The sequence below is a fragment of the Bradyrhizobium sp. SZCCHNRI2009 genome, assembly GCF_032485115.1.
GTDB lineage: Bacteria > Pseudomonadota > Alphaproteobacteria > Rhizobiales > Xanthobacteraceae > Bradyrhizobium.
This window is the reverse complement of the sequence record NZ_JAUEUH010000013.1, coordinates 56,808-72,304: the sequence shown is the minus strand read 5'-3', so window position 1 is coordinate 72,304 and position 15,497 is coordinate 56,808. Positions and strand designations below refer to the sequence as shown.

At 66.3% G+C, this 15,497-nt stretch carries 10 protein-coding genes; 6 read left to right on the top strand and 4 right to left on the bottom strand.

Features of this window, described 5'->3' with window-relative positions:
- The first annotated feature begins 65 nt into the window (after positions 1–65).
- Positions 66–1,223, top strand: coding sequence for an IS481 family transposase (locus tag QX041_RS32225; RefSeq protein WP_315759740.1), 1,158 nt, complete (start codon positions 66–68; stop codon positions 1,221–1,223).
- 105 nt (positions 1,224–1,328) lie between these two features.
- On the opposite strand, the gene QX041_RS32220 is transcribed toward QX041_RS32225, so the two are convergent.
- Positions 1,329–3,047, bottom strand: a complete 1,719-nt coding sequence (locus tag QX041_RS32220; RefSeq protein WP_315716549.1) for an outer membrane beta-barrel protein — start codon at positions 3,045–3,047, stop codon at positions 1,329–1,331.
- 170 nt (positions 3,048–3,217) lie between these two features.
- On the opposite strand from QX041_RS32220, the gene QX041_RS32215 reads away from it, so the two are divergent.
- Positions 3,218–4,219, top strand: a complete 1,002-nt coding sequence (locus QX041_RS32215) for a KpsF/GutQ family sugar-phosphate isomerase (protein WP_316167874.1) — start codon at positions 3,218–3,220, stop codon at positions 4,217–4,219.
- Positions 4,220–4,270: 51 nt separating this feature from the next.
- Here the strand turns inward: QX041_RS32215 and QX041_RS32210 are convergent, their stop codons facing one another.
- A complete protein-coding gene (locus QX041_RS32210; protein WP_316167872.1) occupies positions 4,271–4,813 on the bottom strand; it encodes a carboxymuconolactone decarboxylase family protein in 543 nt (180 codons plus the stop codon).
- A 142-nt stretch (positions 4,814–4,955) separates the two neighbouring features.
- Between QX041_RS32210 and QX041_RS32205 the strand changes: the two genes are divergently transcribed.
- The 3 genes from QX041_RS32205 (at position 4,956) to QX041_RS32195 (ending at position 6,959) form a co-directional block, all read left to right on the top strand.
- The gene (locus tag QX041_RS32205; RefSeq protein ID WP_315716709.1) at positions 4,956–5,225 is read left to right on the top strand and encodes a winged helix-turn-helix transcriptional regulator; all 270 of its coding nucleotides are present in this window, start codon (positions 4,956–4,958) and stop codon (positions 5,223–5,225) included.
- An 87-nt stretch (positions 5,226–5,312) separates the two neighbouring features.
- Positions 5,313–6,128: an arylamine N-acetyltransferase gene (locus QX041_RS32200; RefSeq protein WP_316167870.1), complete on the top strand. Its 816-nt coding sequence runs from the start codon at positions 5,313–5,315 to the stop codon at positions 6,126–6,128.
- Positions 6,129–6,143: 15 nt separating this feature from the next.
- Positions 6,144–6,959 carry an arylamine N-acetyltransferase gene (locus tag QX041_RS32195; protein ID WP_315753662.1) on the top strand — a complete coding sequence of 272 codons (816 nt, stop codon included), beginning with the start codon at positions 6,144–6,146 and terminating at the stop codon, positions 6,957–6,959.
- A gap of 556 nt (positions 6,960–7,515) precedes the next feature.
- Here the strand turns inward: QX041_RS32195 and QX041_RS32190 are convergent.
- Both QX041_RS32190 and gltB read right to left on the bottom strand, forming a co-directional pair.
- Entirely contained in the window at positions 7,516–8,964 is a 1,449-nt protein-coding gene (locus QX041_RS32190) for a glutamate synthase subunit beta (RefSeq protein ID WP_316167868.1), read from the bottom strand.
- A gap of 275 nt (positions 8,965–9,239) precedes the next feature.
- Positions 9,240–13,976: a glutamate synthase large subunit gene (gene gltB, locus QX041_RS32185; protein ID WP_316167866.1), complete on the bottom strand. Its 4,737-nt coding sequence runs from the start codon at positions 13,974–13,976 to the stop codon at positions 9,240–9,242.
- A 549-nt stretch (positions 13,977–14,525) separates the two neighbouring features.
- On the opposite strand from gltB, the gene QX041_RS32180 reads away from it, so the two are divergent.
- Positions 14,526–15,479, top strand: coding sequence for a hypothetical protein (locus QX041_RS32180; RefSeq protein ID WP_316167864.1), 954 nt, complete (start codon positions 14,526–14,528; stop codon positions 15,477–15,479).
- The last annotated feature ends 18 nt before the right edge of the window (positions 15,480–15,497 follow it).

Genomic DNA, 15,497 nt, shown 5'->3' with positions numbered 1-15,497 from the left:
CGGGTGTTCGGGGAGATGGTTGACACTTCAAAATCGGCTCGATTCGTCAAGCAGAGGGGCGAGCGATGCCGTGGCGAGAGGTGTCTGTCATGGACCAGCGACGAGAGTTTGTGATGCTTGCCAAGCAGGAAGGGGCGAACCGGCGGGAGCTGTGTCGGCGGTTCGGCATCAGCCCTCAGACGGGCTACAAATGGATCCAGCGGCACGACGCTGGGGACACGGCGCTGGCGGATCGGTCGCGGCGGCCTCATCGAAGTCCGGAGCGCACCGCGGCTGCGACCGAGCAGCAGATTGTCGCATTGCGCGATGCTCACCCGGCCTGGGGCGCGCGCAAGCTTGCACGGTGTCTTGAGCGTGATGGTCAAGCTGTCCCGGCGATATCTACCGTGCACACCATCCTGCGCCGCTACGATCGAGTGGTCGAGCCTGCAGGCACGCCCGGACAGCCCTACACGCGGTTCGAGAAGGATGCGCCCAATCAGCTGTGGCAGATGGACTTCAAGGGGCACAGTGCGCTGGAGAATGGTGTGTCCTGTCATCCGCTGACAGCGTTGGACGATCACTCCCGCTTCTCGTTGTGCCTGGCGGCTTGTGACAACGAGCGCGGCTCTACGGTCAAAGGACATTTGGAGACGACGTTCCGCCGTTATGGACTGCCGGATGCGATGTTCGTCGACAATGGTGGCCCCTGGGGATTTACCCTCGAAGACCCCTGGACCGCGTTGACGGTCTGGCTTCTGAAGCTCGGCGTTCGAACGATCCACAGCCGGCCCTACCATCCTCAGAGCCGCGGCAAGAACGAACGCTTCCACCGTAGTCTGAAGGCCGAGGTGTTTGCCTTCAGGCGCTACCGTGATCTTCCCGATGTCCAGCGGGCACTCGACGGATGGCGCTCCGTCTACAATCTCGACCGGCCGCACGAGGCCTTGAACTTCGACGTGCCGGCAAGCCGCTATCAACCGAGCCAACGTGCGATGCCAGACCGGCTTCCGATCGTCGAATACGACGAGGGTGAGAGCATCCGTTCCGTGTCGAGCACGAAGGCCTACGTCAGTTTCGAGGGGCGGCTCTGGAAAGTCCCGCAAGCCTTCCGAGGTGAGCGGCTGGCTATCCGGCCACTCAGTGCCGACGGAAAGTTCGGAATTTTCTTTGCCGCACATCAGATCGCAGCGATTGATCTGCGCGACCCCAAAACTGTCAACTATGTCCCCGAACAGGTGTAAGCTATGTCTCCGGGCTGAACAGCAGCGAAGCAATCCAGAGTCGCGCGCGGCGCCCTGGATTGCTTCGTCGCTGCGCTGCTCGCAATGACCGGGAAAGAGCGGGACTTAATTCTGCAGTCGCACACCCAGCATCACCACCGTGCCCGATGAGCCGGCGCCGGTGATGTTCGAATCCAGCTTGTCGTAGCGCAGCGTGCCCTTGACCCAGACGTTCCGCGACATCTTGTAGACGAGGTTGCCTTCGGCCGAATAGGTGCGGTCGCTGCGGCCGTAGCCCTGATAGTCGAGCGTGCCGAAGCTGAACTTGCCGATGCCGGTCAGCCAGCGGCGGAAATCGTGGTCGACCTGCACCGTGTAGGTGCGCACCAGCACGCCGGAGGCGCCGGCCACCGTCGTTTCTGCGAGCTGCGTGTCGGAGAGAAACCGCGCGGTGGTCAGCGGCGTCGCCGACCACACCAGCGAGGCCGTGGTGAGGAAGCCCTGCAGCCGGTTGAGCCGCGGGTCGACATAGCTGCGCGTGGCATAGCCCATCGAGACCTCGCCGGTCAGGAGCCGGGTGAACTCGAACGAGGTGCCGGCCTTGGCATAGCCGCCCGAGGAGTCGCGCTGATAGCCCGAGCGATCGACCCGCTGGTCGTGCACGCGGCTGTCGCCCTGGATCTCGGCGAACGGCTTCAGGCCGGGCATGACCTCGTAGGACACCCGGCCGATGCCGCCGAACTGGTTGTAGTTGCGGTCGTCGTTCGACGTCATCGTGCCGTCGGTCAGCTTGCTCTGCTGATAGCTGGTGCGATCGGCGGTGGCGCCCGCCGAAATCTGCAGCCGGTTGAAGCGCTGGTCGATGCCGACGGTGGTGCCGAGCGTGGTGTAGACCGGATAGCGCGCCAATCCAGCTTGCACGCTGGGACTGCCGGGATTGTCGGTCGCGGCACGCAGCCGGAGCTGGGCGCCGACCGAGGTGTCGCGGCTGACGTCGAGGCGGCCGTCGACATGGCCGGTGAAGTCGGGGCGGTCGAGCGTGGTCGGCGCCGAATTGATGCCGCCATCCATGATAGCCGGCAGGGTGCTGCCATAGCCGGTGAAGGAGCCCCGCAGGTCGGCGACGAGGGCGTGACGCTCCCAGTTCGACACCGCCAGGAATTCCGGCGCGATCACCCAGGCCGGCATGCCGCGCGGCTTGGCGAGGCGGGCCGGGTTGCTGTCATAGCCGGCCGAGAGCTCCACCGCGCCCTTGATCAGGAACGGCCCGGCGTAGTCGCCGACCGCGCCGAACGGGTCGTCGTCGATTCTGAGGCGCTTGCGCGGCGGCTGGCCGGGCACGGTGCCGGCCATGGCAGGCGGGAGCGGCTGCCGGTTGGCGGAGGCCGAGGGCGGCAGGGTCGGGCGCAACTGGCCGGTGAGCTCGCCGGACGGCCGCGTGCCGGGGCCCGGCGCCGGCTTGGGCCGCGCCTGGGCGGGATAGTATCTCGGCTTCTTGCGCGTGCGATTCAGCGAATCATAGCCGACATCGGATGCGCCGCTGGCCGCGGGTACACCGGGCAGGGGGACCAGATTTCGTCGTGCGGCCGAGCTGGTCGGCGCAGGCGTCGCGGGCAGCCCTGGCGTCGGGACGGCATCGGTCAGGCCGCTGACCACGGTCCGCCGCAACGGGGAGTCCTGCGGAGCCAGGAAGCCGTCGCGCACCGGCCGGAACACGTCGATGGTCTGGGAGTGGGCCGCATCGGGGCCGAGCGCGCCGAGCAGCAGGCATGCGGCGGAGGCGCCGCGCCACACCGCGCGCCTTCGCGCGCGCCTCGCGCGGCCGCTGTCAGGCCTCCACCCCACGATGAAAATACTCCAACAAAATCAATTGCGTCGTCGGGACACCCGCACCGCCCGGCAAACCGCGTCGTTAAGGGAGTAAAAACAAATATGGTTAATGGGCTGTTGATGGCGCCTTGCTGCCTTACCCATGCTAAAGAGCGGCGCCTGACTGTTCAGCCTTGGAAGTCCGCATGCCGAGATCGAAGCCGTTGCCCGACACCGCTCCCGCCAACGCAGATATCCAGTCGGCACTGCGCACGCTCGATGCCGGCAGCAACGGCATTGCCGCGATCTCCGCGGCGCTGTCGGGACCTCTGGGAGCGGCCTTCGCCGCCGCCGTCGAACTGATCCGCCAGGCGAAGGGCCGGGCGATCCTCACCGGTCTCGGCAAGTCCGGCCACGTCGCCCGCAAGATGGCCGCCACGCTCGCCTCGACCGGAACGCCCGCGTTCTTCGTGCATTCCGCCGAGGCTGGCCATGGCGATCTCGGCATGATCACCTCCGACGACGTCGTCATCGCGCTGTCGTGGTCCGGCGAGCAGCCGGAGATGAAGACGCTGGTCAACTATACCAAGCGCTTCGCCATCCCGCTGATCGCGGTCACCTCGAATGCGCAATCGTCGCTGGGGCAGGCGGCGCGCATCGTGCTGGAGCTGCCGAAGGCGCGCGAGGCCTGCCCGCACAATCTGGCGCCGACCACCTCGACCCTGATGCAGGCCGCGATCGGCGATGCGCTCGCGATCGCGCTGCTCGAAGGCCGCGGCTTCACCGCGCTGGAGTTCGCCAATTTCCATCCGGGCGGCAAGCTCGGCGCCATGCTCAAGCACATCTCGGACCTGATGCGCTCGGGCGACGCGGTGCCGCTGAAGCCGCTCGGCACCGGCATGCCGGATGCGCTGGCCGAGATGTCGGCCAAGGGGCTCGGCTGCGTGGTCATCGTCGATGCTCGTGGTCACGTCGCCGGCATCATCACCGACGGCGACCTCCGCCGGAAGATGCGCGCCGATCTCTTGTCCGCCTCGGTCGACGAGATCATGACCGCGAACCCGCGCACCGTGCGCCGCGAGGCGCTGGCCTCCGAGGCGCTGGAGATCCTGAACTCCGCCAAGATCACGACGCTCATCGTGACGGATGGCTTGAAGCCAGTCGGCATCCTGCACATGCACGATCTGTTGCGGGCCGGGGTGGCCTAGCTCGAAGCGTCGTTTGCGGGCGCCCGGCTGCCGCGCACTTGGGAAAACCGGTCAGCCTGCGTTGAATCGTGCCGCATCGGCCTCCAGCGGCAGCTGCAGTGCGTTCGCGACATACGACACGGTGCGATAGAAGCCGCACAGCAGGATGATTTCCAGCACCTGATCCTCATCATGATGCAGGCGGAGGCGGGCGAATTCGTCGTCGCTCAAGGTCGACCGTTGGTGCAAGGCATCGACCGCAGCGATCAGGGCCTGTTCGGGGGCCGACCAGCACGCCGCGTCGGCCGGTGCATTCACGGTGGCGTCGATCTGTTGCGCCGTCAGGCCGGCGTCTGAGCCAAAGATGCGGACGTGCACGCCCCATTCGTACTCGCACGCATTCAGCGCGCAGGTCCGATCGATGACGATCTCGCGCTGACGCAGGGACAGCGGGCCGCGGTCGAGCAGGCTGCCGCCGCGAAATTTGGTCCAGGCGCGCGCATGGCCGGCCATCACCCGGAACAGCATCAAGGGCGGCGCCCCGCGCATGATCTGGTCGAATTGCGCCTGGATGTCGGCCGGGTAGGGCGGCTGCTGCGGGGCGATCCGGGGCATGGCGGTTCCTCCTGTGCGGTGCTACATTTACTGTAGCAGTATGCTACGCTTTCCGTAGCGCTTGGCAAGCTGTTGGAGAGTTTTCGTGCCGAAAGACGTTCAACCGCGCCGGGTGCGCGGCTCGCGCTCGGGCCGGCCGGTCATGGCGCTGCTCGATCTGTTGGGCCGGCGCTGGTGCCTGCGCATCGTCTGGGAGCTGCGCGACGACGCCTTGACCTCCCGGGCGCTGCGCGCGGCCTGCGACGAGGCCTCGCCGACCGTGTTGCAGGCGCGGCTGGACGAGCTGCGCGAGGCGGGCTTCATCGTGCTGGGCGACAGCGGCTACGAGCTGACGCCATTGGGGCGCGAGCTGTTGGAGACCTTCCTGCCGCTGCATCGCTTTGCCGAGCGCTGGAGCCGGCAGACGGGATGAGCCGAGCTTGGGCACGTGCGCGGTCCCGTTCTGGCCGGGCACGGCGGCGTCGTGCTATGGGCTCGTCCGAGACAGGGAGCAGAGCCGATGCTGGGCGCATTCGATCTGGATAAATATCTCGTGCGCATCGGCTATCGCGGGCCGCTGGCGCCGACGCTCGAGACGCTGGCCGGATTGCAGGCCGCCCATGTCGATGCGATCGCCTTCGAAGGCATCGATCCGCTGCTCGGCCGGCCCGTGAACATCGATCTCGCCTCGGTCCAGGCCAAGATCGTCGACGGCCGCCGCGGCGGCTATTGCTTCGAGCAGAATGCGCTCTTGAAAGCGGCGCTGCAGGTGATCGGCTTTGCGGTGACGCCGCTCTCGGCGCGGGTGCGCTGGCGGCTCGATGCCGATGCGCCGCTGACGCCGCGCACGCACATGATGCTGAAGGTGGACCTGCCGGAGGGGCCTCATCTCGCCGATGTCGGTTTCGGCTCCTGCCTGCTCGATACGCCGCTGCAGATGGTTGCCGACATCGAGCAGCCGACCGCGATGGGTACGTTCCGTCTGACGCTGTCTGATGGGCTGTATTGGCTCGCGGCGAAGCAGCCGGCCGGCTGGCGCACGATGTATGTGTTTGATCTGGTGCCGCAGATTCATGCCGACTATGTGCTCGGCAACTGGTTCACCTCGACCAGCCCGTTGACGCCGTTCACCTCGATGCTGATCCTGGAGCGGTTGACGCGTGAGGCGCGCTACAAGCTGGTCAATCGCCGCCTGGTCATCGAAGCGCGCGATGGCGAGGTGAGGAGCGAACAGATCATCGAAACGCCCGAGACGCTGCGCAGCGTCATCGAGGAGGTGTTCGGGCTCACGCTGCCGGTGCCCGTCGATGTGATCTGGAAGCGCATCGAGAGCTGACGGGAAAGCGTTGCGATGGCCTGCGAGCTTCAACTGGATTCCTATCTCGCCCGCATCGACTATCGCGGGCCGCTCGCGCCCGACCTGTCGACGCTCGCAGCGCTGCAGGCCGCGCATGTCGACGCGCTGCCGTTCGAGGCGCTCGATCCGCTGATGGGCCGTCCCGTCCATGTCGACCTGCGGTCCGTGCAACAGAAGCTCGTGCTCGGCCGCCGCGGCGGCTACTGCTTCGAGCAGAACGTGCTGTTCCAGGCGGTGCTTGAGGCGATCGGATTCAAGACCACCGGCCTGGCCGGCCGGGTGCGCTGGCGCTCGGCGCCGACCGATCCGCTCGGGCCGCGCCAGCACATGATGCTGCTGGTCGAGGTCGATGGCCGCCCGTATCTCGTCGATGTCGGCTTCGGCATCTGCATGATGGATGCGCCCATTCGTCTCGAGCTCGGACCCGAGCAGCAGACGCCGATGGGAACGTTCCGCGTCGGCACGTGGGACGGGCTCTATACGGTCAGCGCGAAGCAGCCGACGGGCTGGCGCATGATGTATGCGTTCGACCTCGCGCCGCAGATCCATGCCGATTATGTGCTCGGCAGCTGGTACACCTCGACCAGCCCGAACGTGCCGGCCACGCATACGCTGATGATGGAGCGTGTCGAGCCCGGCATACGTCACAAGCTGGTCACCCGCCGCTATCAGCGGCAGGCGCGCGATGGCGAAGTCGTCGAGGAGCGTGTGATCGAGAGCGCTGCCGAACTCGGCCGCGTCATCGACGAGATATTCCGGGTGACGCCGCCGGTGCCGGTCGAAGACATCTGGGCAAGGACCAAGGCCTGATCACTCTCCGATGACGCGAGTCAAAACGCGTATTCGCGTGATCAGCGCGGACATGATCACGCGCGAACTGCATTTGAATGGAATGCCGCCGCGGCCATTGTGCTTATCTTAAGAGTCGCAGCTTTAGGTTGCGGGAACCAAGGGGCTCGCGGCGTCCTGCCGTCGAACAGTGGGGACCGTCCACATGGCTGACATCGTGATGCTCGCGGTGCGCGCAATCCTCGAAGGCACGCCCGCTGCCGAGCCGGGCCGCTGTCGCTGCACGCGGCCTCATCCCGCCTGACATCGGAGCCGCGCGAGGCGCGGCTCATCCGAGCTGGCCCGATGGCCAGGACGGGTGGGGGCTTCACGGTGACACGTCGACCCTGACGCTTCGACGCTCATCCGATCGATCATGGACCGTCGACCTGACCTGCCACTTCAGGCCGTACGGAGATTCATGTCGAGGAAGCCCCCACCCCTTTTTGTTTCACGTTCCGCTGACTGGACGCGATCTTGATCCAACAGTCGGTGCAAGGCCCGTCCAGTTAGCGAAACAGGGTGTTCACGCCACGGCTCAGCGCGGCAGCTCGGTCTTGCCCATCAGGAACTTGTCGACGGCCTGGGCGCACAGGCGGCCCTCGCGGATCGCCCACACCACCAGGGACTGGCCGCGGCGCATATCGCCGGCGGAGAAGACCTTCGGCAGCGAGGTCTGGTATTCCGTCAGGTTGGCCTTGACGTTGCCGCGCGGGTCGAGATCGACGCCGAGGTTCTTGAGCAGGCCCTCATGCACCGGATGGACGAAGCCCATCGCCAGCAGCACCAGATCGGCCGCGAGCACGAACTCGGTGCCGGGAATCGGCTTGAACTGCGCGTCGACGCGGACGCAATGCAGCTTCTTGACCGCGCCCTTCTCGCCTTCGAACTTCTGGGTCAGCACCGCGAACTCGCGCGCCGCGCCTTCGGCCTGGCTCGACGACGTCCGCATCTTCAGCGGCCAGTTCGGCCAGGTCAGCGCCTTGTTCTCACGCTCCGGCGGCGCCGGCATGATCTCGAGCTGGGTCACCGACAGCGCGCCCTGGCGCAGCGAGGTGCCGATGCAGTCGCTGCCGGTGTCGCCGCCGCCGATCACGACGACATGCTTGCCGCCGGCCAGGATGTCGGTCGCGTTCACGGGCTCGTTGCCGACTCGGCGGTTCTGCTGCGGCAGGAAGTCCATCGCGTAATGGATACCGGTGAGATCGCGGCCGGGAATCGGCAGGTCGCGCGGGGCTTCCGCGCCGCCGGTCAGCGCCACCGCGTCGTAATCCTTCAGCAGCGACGTCGCATCGAGGCCGTCCTTGCCGCCGACATTGACGCCATAGTGGAAGGTAACGCCCTCGCCTTCCATCTGGGTGATGCGGCGGTCGATGATGCCCTTCTCCATTTTGAAGTCGGGAATGCCATAGCGCAGCAGGCCGCCGGCCTTGGCGTGCTTCTCAAAGACATGGACGTCGTGACCGGCGCGCGCCAGTTGCTGGGCGCAGGCCATGCCGGCGGGGCCGGCGCCGACGACCGCAATCTTCTTGCCGGTTTTCACAGCGGCCGGCTCCGGCTTCAGCCAGCCGTTCTCCCAGGCCTTGTCGACGATGGCGCATTCGATCGTCTTGATGGTCACCGGATTGTCGTCGATGTTCAGCGTGCACGACGCCTCGCACGGGGCCGGGCAGATGCGGCCCGTGAACTCGGGGAAGTTGTTGGTCGAGTGCAGATTTCGCGACGCCTCTTCCCAATTGCCGTTGTAGACGAGGTCGTTCCAGTCCGGGATCTGGTTGTTGACTGGACAGCCGGTGGTGCCCGGCGCGGCCGAGCCGGTGCCGTGGCAATAGGGAATGCCGCAATTCATGCAGCGCGCCGCCTGGTCGCGCAGCTCCTTCTCGGAGAGCGGTACCACGAACTCGTTGAAGTTCTTCAGACGCTCGGCAACCGGCGCGTACTTGCGATCGTGACGCTCGATTTCGAGAAAACCTGTGACCTTGCCCATGACCTACGACGTCCCTTGTCATCGTTTCCGTCATTCCGGGACGGCGCGTTAGCGCCGGACCCGGAATCTCGAAGTTGTGGGGCGAGATTCCGGGTTCGCGCTTCGCGCGCCCCGGAATGACGCCGTCTCTCATTCGCTCCGTCATTGCGAGGAGTGTCAGCGACGAAGCAATCCAGACTTTCTTTTTGGTCCTGGATTGCTTCCGCCTACGCCCCAAGGGGCTTCGGCGGACAAGTCGCTACGCTCGCAATGACGCCTTGGTTGTGGCCTGCGCCTCAGGCCCCGATCGCGATCTTGGGCTCGGCGTCGGCGTTGGCGGCGAGCTCCTTCAGGGCACGGCGGTATTCGACCGGCATCACCTTGCGGAACTTCGGCGCATAGTCCTTCCAGTTCGCCAGGATGTCGGCGGCGCGCTTGGAGCCGGTCGCCTTGGCGTGGCGCGAGATCAGCACGTGCAGCCGCTCGACGTCGGACGCCAGCAGGTTCTTGAACACGTCGACCCGGCCATGCGCCTCGAGGTCGCCCATCTGGTGATAGGTGTCCTCTGCGATCATCTCCTCGGACAGCACCGGCTCGAGCTCGACCATCGCCATGTTGCAGTGCTTGTCGAAGTCACCGGCCTCATCGAGCACATAGGCGACGCCGCCCGACATGCCGGCCGCGAAGTTGCGCCCGGTCTTGCCGAGCACGACGACGATGCCGCCGGTCATGTATTCGCAGCAATGATCGCCCGCGCCCTCGACCACGGCGACCGCGCCGGAGTTGCGGACCGCGAAGCGCTCGCCGGCGATGCCGCGGAAGAAGCACTCGCCGGAGATCGCGCCGTACATCACGGTGTTGCCGACGATGATCGATTCCTCCGGCACGATGCCGGAGTTGCGCGGCGGCTTGACGATGATGCGGCCGCCCGACAGGCCCTTGCCGACGTAGTCGTTGCCTTCGCCTTCGAGCTCGAAGGTGACGCCTTGGGCGAGCCAGGCGCCGAAGGCCTGGCCGGCGGTGCCCTTCAGGCTGACATGGATGGTGTCCTGCGGCAGGCCGGCATGGCCGTAGATCTTGGCCACCGCGCCGGACAGCATCGCGCCCGCCGAACGGTCGGTGTTGTTGATCTCGGCCTCGATCTTGACCGGCGCGCCACGGTCGAGCGCTGGCTTGGCCTGCTCGATCAGCTTGCGGTCGAGCACGGCCTCGAGGTGATGGTCCTGCGCCTCGGCGTGATGGATCTTCTGGCCCGGCGCCTCCTTCTGCTTGACGAACAGCTTGGAGAAGTCGAGGCCCTTGGCTTTCCAATGCGCCACCAGGCGGGACTGGTCGAGCATCTGGGTCTGGCCGACCATCTCATTGAAGGAGCGATAGCCGAGGCTCGCCATGATCTCGCGGACTTCCTCGGCGACGAAGAAGAAGAAGTTGATCACGTGCTCGGGCTGACCGGTGAAGCGCTTGCGCAGCACCGGGTCCTGGGTGGCGACGCCGACAGGGCAGGTGTTGAGATGGCACTTGCGCATCATGATGCAGCCGGCGGCGATCAAGGGGGCGGTGGCGAAGCCGAATTCGTCGGCGCCGAGCAGGGCGCCGATGACGACGTCACGACCGGTGCGGAAGCCGCCGTCGACCTGGACCACGATGCGGCTGCGCAGCCGCTCGCGCACCAGCGTCTGGTGCGTTTCGGCAAGGCCGATCTCCCACGGCGAGCCCGCATGCTTGATCGAGGTGAGGGGAGAGGCACCGGTGCCGCCCTCGAAGCCGGCGATCGTCACATGGTCGGCGCGCGCCTTGGCGACGCCGGCGGCAACCGTGCCGACGCCGACTTCGGAGACGAGCTTCACCGAGACCTGGCCGTCGGGATTGACGTTCTTCAGGTCGTAGATCAGCTGCGCGAGATCCTCGATCGAGTAGATGTCGTGATGCGGCGGCGGCGAGATCAGGCCGACACCCGGCGTCGAGTGACGCACCTTGGCGATGGTGGCGTCGACCTTGTGGCCGGGCAGCTGGCCGCCTTCGCCGGGCTTGGCACCCTGCGCCATCTTGATCTGCATCATGTCGGAGTTGACGAGATATTCCGTCGTCACGCCGAACCGGCCCGAGGCGACCTGCTTGATCGCCGAGCGCATGGAATCGCCGTTCGGCATCGGCTTGAAACGGTCGGCTTCCTCGCCGCCCTCGCCGGTGTTCGACTTGCCGCCGATCCGGTTCATGGCGATCGCGAGCGTGGTGTGCGCCTCGCGCGAGATCGAGCCGAAGCTCATCGCGCCGGTGGCGAAGCGCTTGACGATCTCCTTGGCCGGCTCGACCTCGTCGAGCGGGACCGGCTTGCGCTTGTCGTCCTCGGCCGACTTGATCCGGAACAGACCGCGCAGGGTCAGAAGCCGCTCGGACTGCTCGTTGAGCAGCCTCGCGAACGCCTGGTAGCGCTCCCTGGAATTGCCGCGCACGGCGTGCTGCAGCGTCGCGACCGACTCCGCGGTCCACGCATGGTCCTCGCCGCGGGTGCGGAAGGCATATTCGCCGCCGACATCGAGCGCGGTCTTGTAGACCAGCGCGTCGCCGAACGCGTCGCGGTGGCGGCGCGTGGTCTCCTCGGCGATCTCGGCCAGACCGACGCCTTCGATGCGGGTGTGGGTGCCGTAGAAGAACTTCTGCACGAACTCGGCCTTCAGGCCGACCGCGTCGAAGATCTGCGCGCCGCAATAGGACTGGTAGGTCGAGATGCCCATCTTCGACATGACCTTGAGCAGGCCCTTGCCGATCGACTTGATGTAGCGCTTGACGACCTCGTAGTCGCTCAGCGCGCCCGGCAGCTTGTCCTTGAGCGCGATGATGGTCTCGAAGGCGAGATAAGGATTGATCGCCTCTGCGCCGTAGCCGGCCAGGCAGGCGAAGTGATGCACCTCGCGCGGCTCGCCCGACTCCACCACGAGACCCACCGACGTGCGCAGGCCGGTGCGGATCAGGTGATGATGCACGGCGGCGCAGGCGAGCAGCGACGGGATCGGAATCCGGTCGGCCGAGACCATGCGGTCGGACAGGATGATGATGTTGACGCCCTCGCGCACCGCGGCTTCGGCGCGGCCGCAGAGATCGTCGAGCACCTGCTCGAAGCCGGCCGCGCCCAGGCTCGCATCGAAGGTGGTGTCGAGCGTGCGCGAGACGAAGTGGCTGTCGGACACTTGCGAGATCGAGCGGATCTTCTCGAGGTCCGCATCGGTCAGGATCGGCTGATGCACCTCGAGCCGCTTGGTCGAAGCGACGCCTTCGAGGTCGAACAGGTTCGGCCGCGGACCGATGATCGAGACCAGGCTCATCACCAGCTCCTCGCGGATCGGGTCGATCGGCGGGTTGGTGACCTGGGCGAAGTTCTGCTTGAAGTAGGTGAAGAGCAGCTTCGGCTTGTCCGACAGCGCCGAGATCGGCGTGTCGTTGCCCATCGAGCCCGTGGCCTCCTCGCCGGTCGCCGCCATCGGCGTCATCAGGATCGCGATGTCTTCCTGGCTGTAGCCGAACGCCTGCTGCCGGTCCAACAGCGGCAGGTTGGTGCGCGCGCCAGTGGTCGGCGCGTCCGGCAGCTTCTCGACCTGGATCTGTGTGCGCGCGAGCCACTCGGTGTAGGGATGGCTGGCGGCGAGCTGCGCCTTGATCTCGTCGTCCGGGATCAGGCGACCCTCCTCGAGATCGACGAGCAGCATCTTGCCCGGCTGCAGCCGCCATTTGGTGACGATCTGCTCCTCCGGAATCTTCAAGACGCCCATTTCGGACGCCATCACGATGCGGTCGTCCTTGGTGACGAGATAGCGCGCCGGCCGCAGGCCGTTGCGGTCGAGCGTGGCACCGATCTGGCGGCCGTCGGTGAAGGCGATCGCGGCCGGGCCGTCCCACGGCTCCATCAGCGCGGCGTGATATTCGTAGAACGAGCGGCGCTCCTCGCTCATCAACGGATTGCCGGCCCAGGCTTCCGGGATCATCATCATGACCGCGTGCGGCAGCGAGTAGCCGCCCTGCACCAGGAACTCCAGCGCGTTGTCGAAGCAGGCGGTATCGGACTGGCCCTCATAGGAGATCGGCCAGAGCCGGCTGATGTCCTTGCCGAACAGCTCCGATGACACCGACGCCTGGCGCGCCGCCATCCAGTTGACGTTGCCGCGCAGGGTGTTGATCTCGCCATTATGCGCGATCATTCGGTACGGGTGAGCCAGCGACCAGGTCGGGAAGGTGTTGGTCGAGAAGCGCTGATGCACCAGCGCCAGCGCGCTCTCGAAGTCCGGCTCGTGCAGGTCGGCGTAGTACTTGCCGAGCTGGTCGGCCAGGAACATGCCCTTGTAGATCACGGTCCGGCACGACATCGAGCACGGATAATAGCCCGACATGCCGCGGTCGCGGCGCTGATAGATCGCCTGCGAGATCGACTTGCGGAGGATGTAGAGCTTGCGCTCGAACTCGTCCTCGGTCTTGGCGGCGCCGTTGCGGCCGATGAACACCTGCATGCTGCGCGGCTCGGTCGGCTTGACGGTCACCCCCAGCGAGGAGTTGTCGGTCGGCACGTCGCGCCAGCCGAGCAGCACCAGGCCTTCGTCCTCGATCTGGTCGGCGATGATGCTCTTGATGACGTTCCGCCAGGCTTCGTCGCGCGGCATGAACAGCGCGCCGATGGCGTATTCGCCGGGTGCGGGCAGCGTGAAGCCGAGCTCCTTCGCCTTGCGCGAAAAGAAGGCGTGCGGGATCTGCACCAGGATGCCGGCGCCGTCGCCGAAGCGCGGGTCGGCGCCGACGGCGCCGCGGTGCTCCAGATTGCAGAGGATGCTGAGCGCGTCCGCGACGATCTGATGCGACTTCTGGCCCTTGATGTTGGCGATGAAGCCGACGCCGCAGGAATCCTTCTCCTGGCTCGGGTCGTACAGACCTTCGGCTTCAGGACGCCACGTATGCAGCTCGCGGGTGATCTCGGCCGGTTTCTCATGCGAATCCACAGCCAGCACCGCGCCGCCCAAAATTCCGTGCTCGACCTTCGATCCGCTCATATCCGTCCCCATAAATTATTGGTCAGGGCCTTCACCACAGTCCGGTACAGTCCGTCCGGCGCACCCCGGGCGCTGCGCGGGCCCCTCTCCGGAGCCAACGCTCGTCCTTCTCAGCGAGCCGCATTTGCAGAATTCAGGCCAGTGTCCGGGGGACCATGTCCCCGCTGGACGACCGCGGCCTGTTCATGTCGCAGCGCCCTCAGGCGCCGTAACATCATTGCAAAGTCTCGGTCACCTTTGCAACGAAATTTTAGACAGCATTTCTGTCCTAAACCGCAAGATGCCAAACTTTAACCTATCACACAAGCACTGCGGAGTCCTGAGGTCCGGGCGCCGCACACGCTCATTCCCCGGTAAATCTTCCGCTTCTGCCACTGACCGATCGATCCGGCCGGGCCGGCGATCACGCGCCGCGCTCGATTTTGAAACCTAACGCCCCGATCCCGCCCTCTCGCCGACCCAGGACCGCCGGAATCACGGCAGAACTTCCGCGGCACTTGAGAAGAAGCGAACGGCTTCACGTGCGGGGGCATGCAGGAGCTTTGAGCCATGAAGTTGCTAGTTGGAGTCGTCTCGGCCGCGTTGATCGCGCCGTTTGCCGCGCAGGCCGAGCCGTTGCCGCCACAGGGCGTCCGTGCGCCCTACACGGTGGTCTCCGATTTCGATACGCCTTATTCGGATCTGCCGCCGCCGGCCGTCGTGCCCGCACCGCCGCCGCGTTACGGCTACCGGCCGGGCCCTGACTACGGCTACCGCGACGAGCGCTATGTGCCGCCGGCGCCGGTCTACCGTCAGGACGGCTACCAGCAGGAGTATGGCTATGCACCGGCGTTCCTGCCGGTGCATGAGGTCTATGCGATTCTGCGCGACAACGGTTTCTCGCCGCTCGGCGCACCGCGCCAGCGCGGCAATGTCTGGGTCGTGGCGGTGCTCGATCGCCAGGGCGAGGACGGCAAGCTCGTGGTCGATGCTCGCTCCGGCCGCATCCTCCGCTTCGTGCCGGCGTTCCAATGGGGCGAGGAGTACGAGCGGATGCGCTATGAGCCGAGCCCGCGCGGCGGCCTCGACCGCCTGCCGCCGCCGAGCGTGATCCGGGCCGATCCGCGCCTGGTGCCGCCGATGCCGGCTGCGCCGCGCGTTGCCACCGCGGTGCCGGTCCAGCCGAAGGTGCCGACGCCTGCCGCACGGCCGAGTGCTCCGGCACCGCAGACCGCCGCGCTCAATCCGAAGCCGGCCGAGGCGGTCAAGCCGGTCGCGCCCAGCCCCGCGGACATCAAGCCGGCCGAGGCCAAGGCTTCAGAGGCCAAGCCTTCAGAAGCCAAGCCTTCAGAAGCCAAGGCTTCAGAAGCTAAGGCTTCAGACGCAAAACCCTCTGAGCCGAAGCCGGTGCAATCGGCCGCGGCCGCGCCGCAGACGACCGGCTCCGTCGCAGCGCCCACGGCGAAGCCGGTGCCCCAGATCCTGCCGACGGCAAAGATGCCGGCTGTACAGGGTTTGGAATAGAGGCAGTCAGACGGTCTG

Coding starts and splice junctions, on each gene's coding strand:
- QX041_RS32200 (WP_316167870.1), top strand. CDS start 5,313: ATGCTGGGCGCATTCGATCTGGATAAATATCTCGTGCGCATCGGCTAT.
- QX041_RS32195 (WP_315753662.1), top strand. CDS start 6,144: ATGGCCTGCGAGCTTCAACTGGATTCCTATCTCGCCCGCATCGACTAT.
- QX041_RS32180 (WP_316167864.1), top strand. CDS start 14,526: ATGAAGTTGCTAGTTGGAGTCGTCTCGGCCGCGTTGATCGCGCCGTTT.
- QX041_RS32210 (WP_316167872.1), bottom strand. CDS start 4,813: ATGCCCCGGATCGCCCCGCAGCAGCCGCCCTACCCGGCCGACATCCAG.
- QX041_RS32215 (WP_316167874.1), top strand. CDS start 3,218: ATGCCGAGATCGAAGCCGTTGCCCGACACCGCTCCCGCCAACGCAGAT.
- gltB (WP_316167866.1), bottom strand. CDS start 13,976: ATGAGCGGATCGAAGGTCGAGCACGGAATTTTGGGCGGCGCGGTGCTG.
- QX041_RS32205 (WP_315716709.1), top strand. CDS start 4,956: ATGGCGCTGCTCGATCTGTTGGGCCGGCGCTGGTGCCTGCGCATCGTC.
- QX041_RS32225 (WP_315759740.1), top strand. CDS start 66: ATGCCGTGGCGAGAGGTGTCTGTCATGGACCAGCGACGAGAGTTTGTG.
- QX041_RS32190 (WP_316167868.1), bottom strand. CDS start 8,964: ATGGGCAAGGTCACAGGTTTTCTCGAAATCGAGCGTCACGATCGCAAG.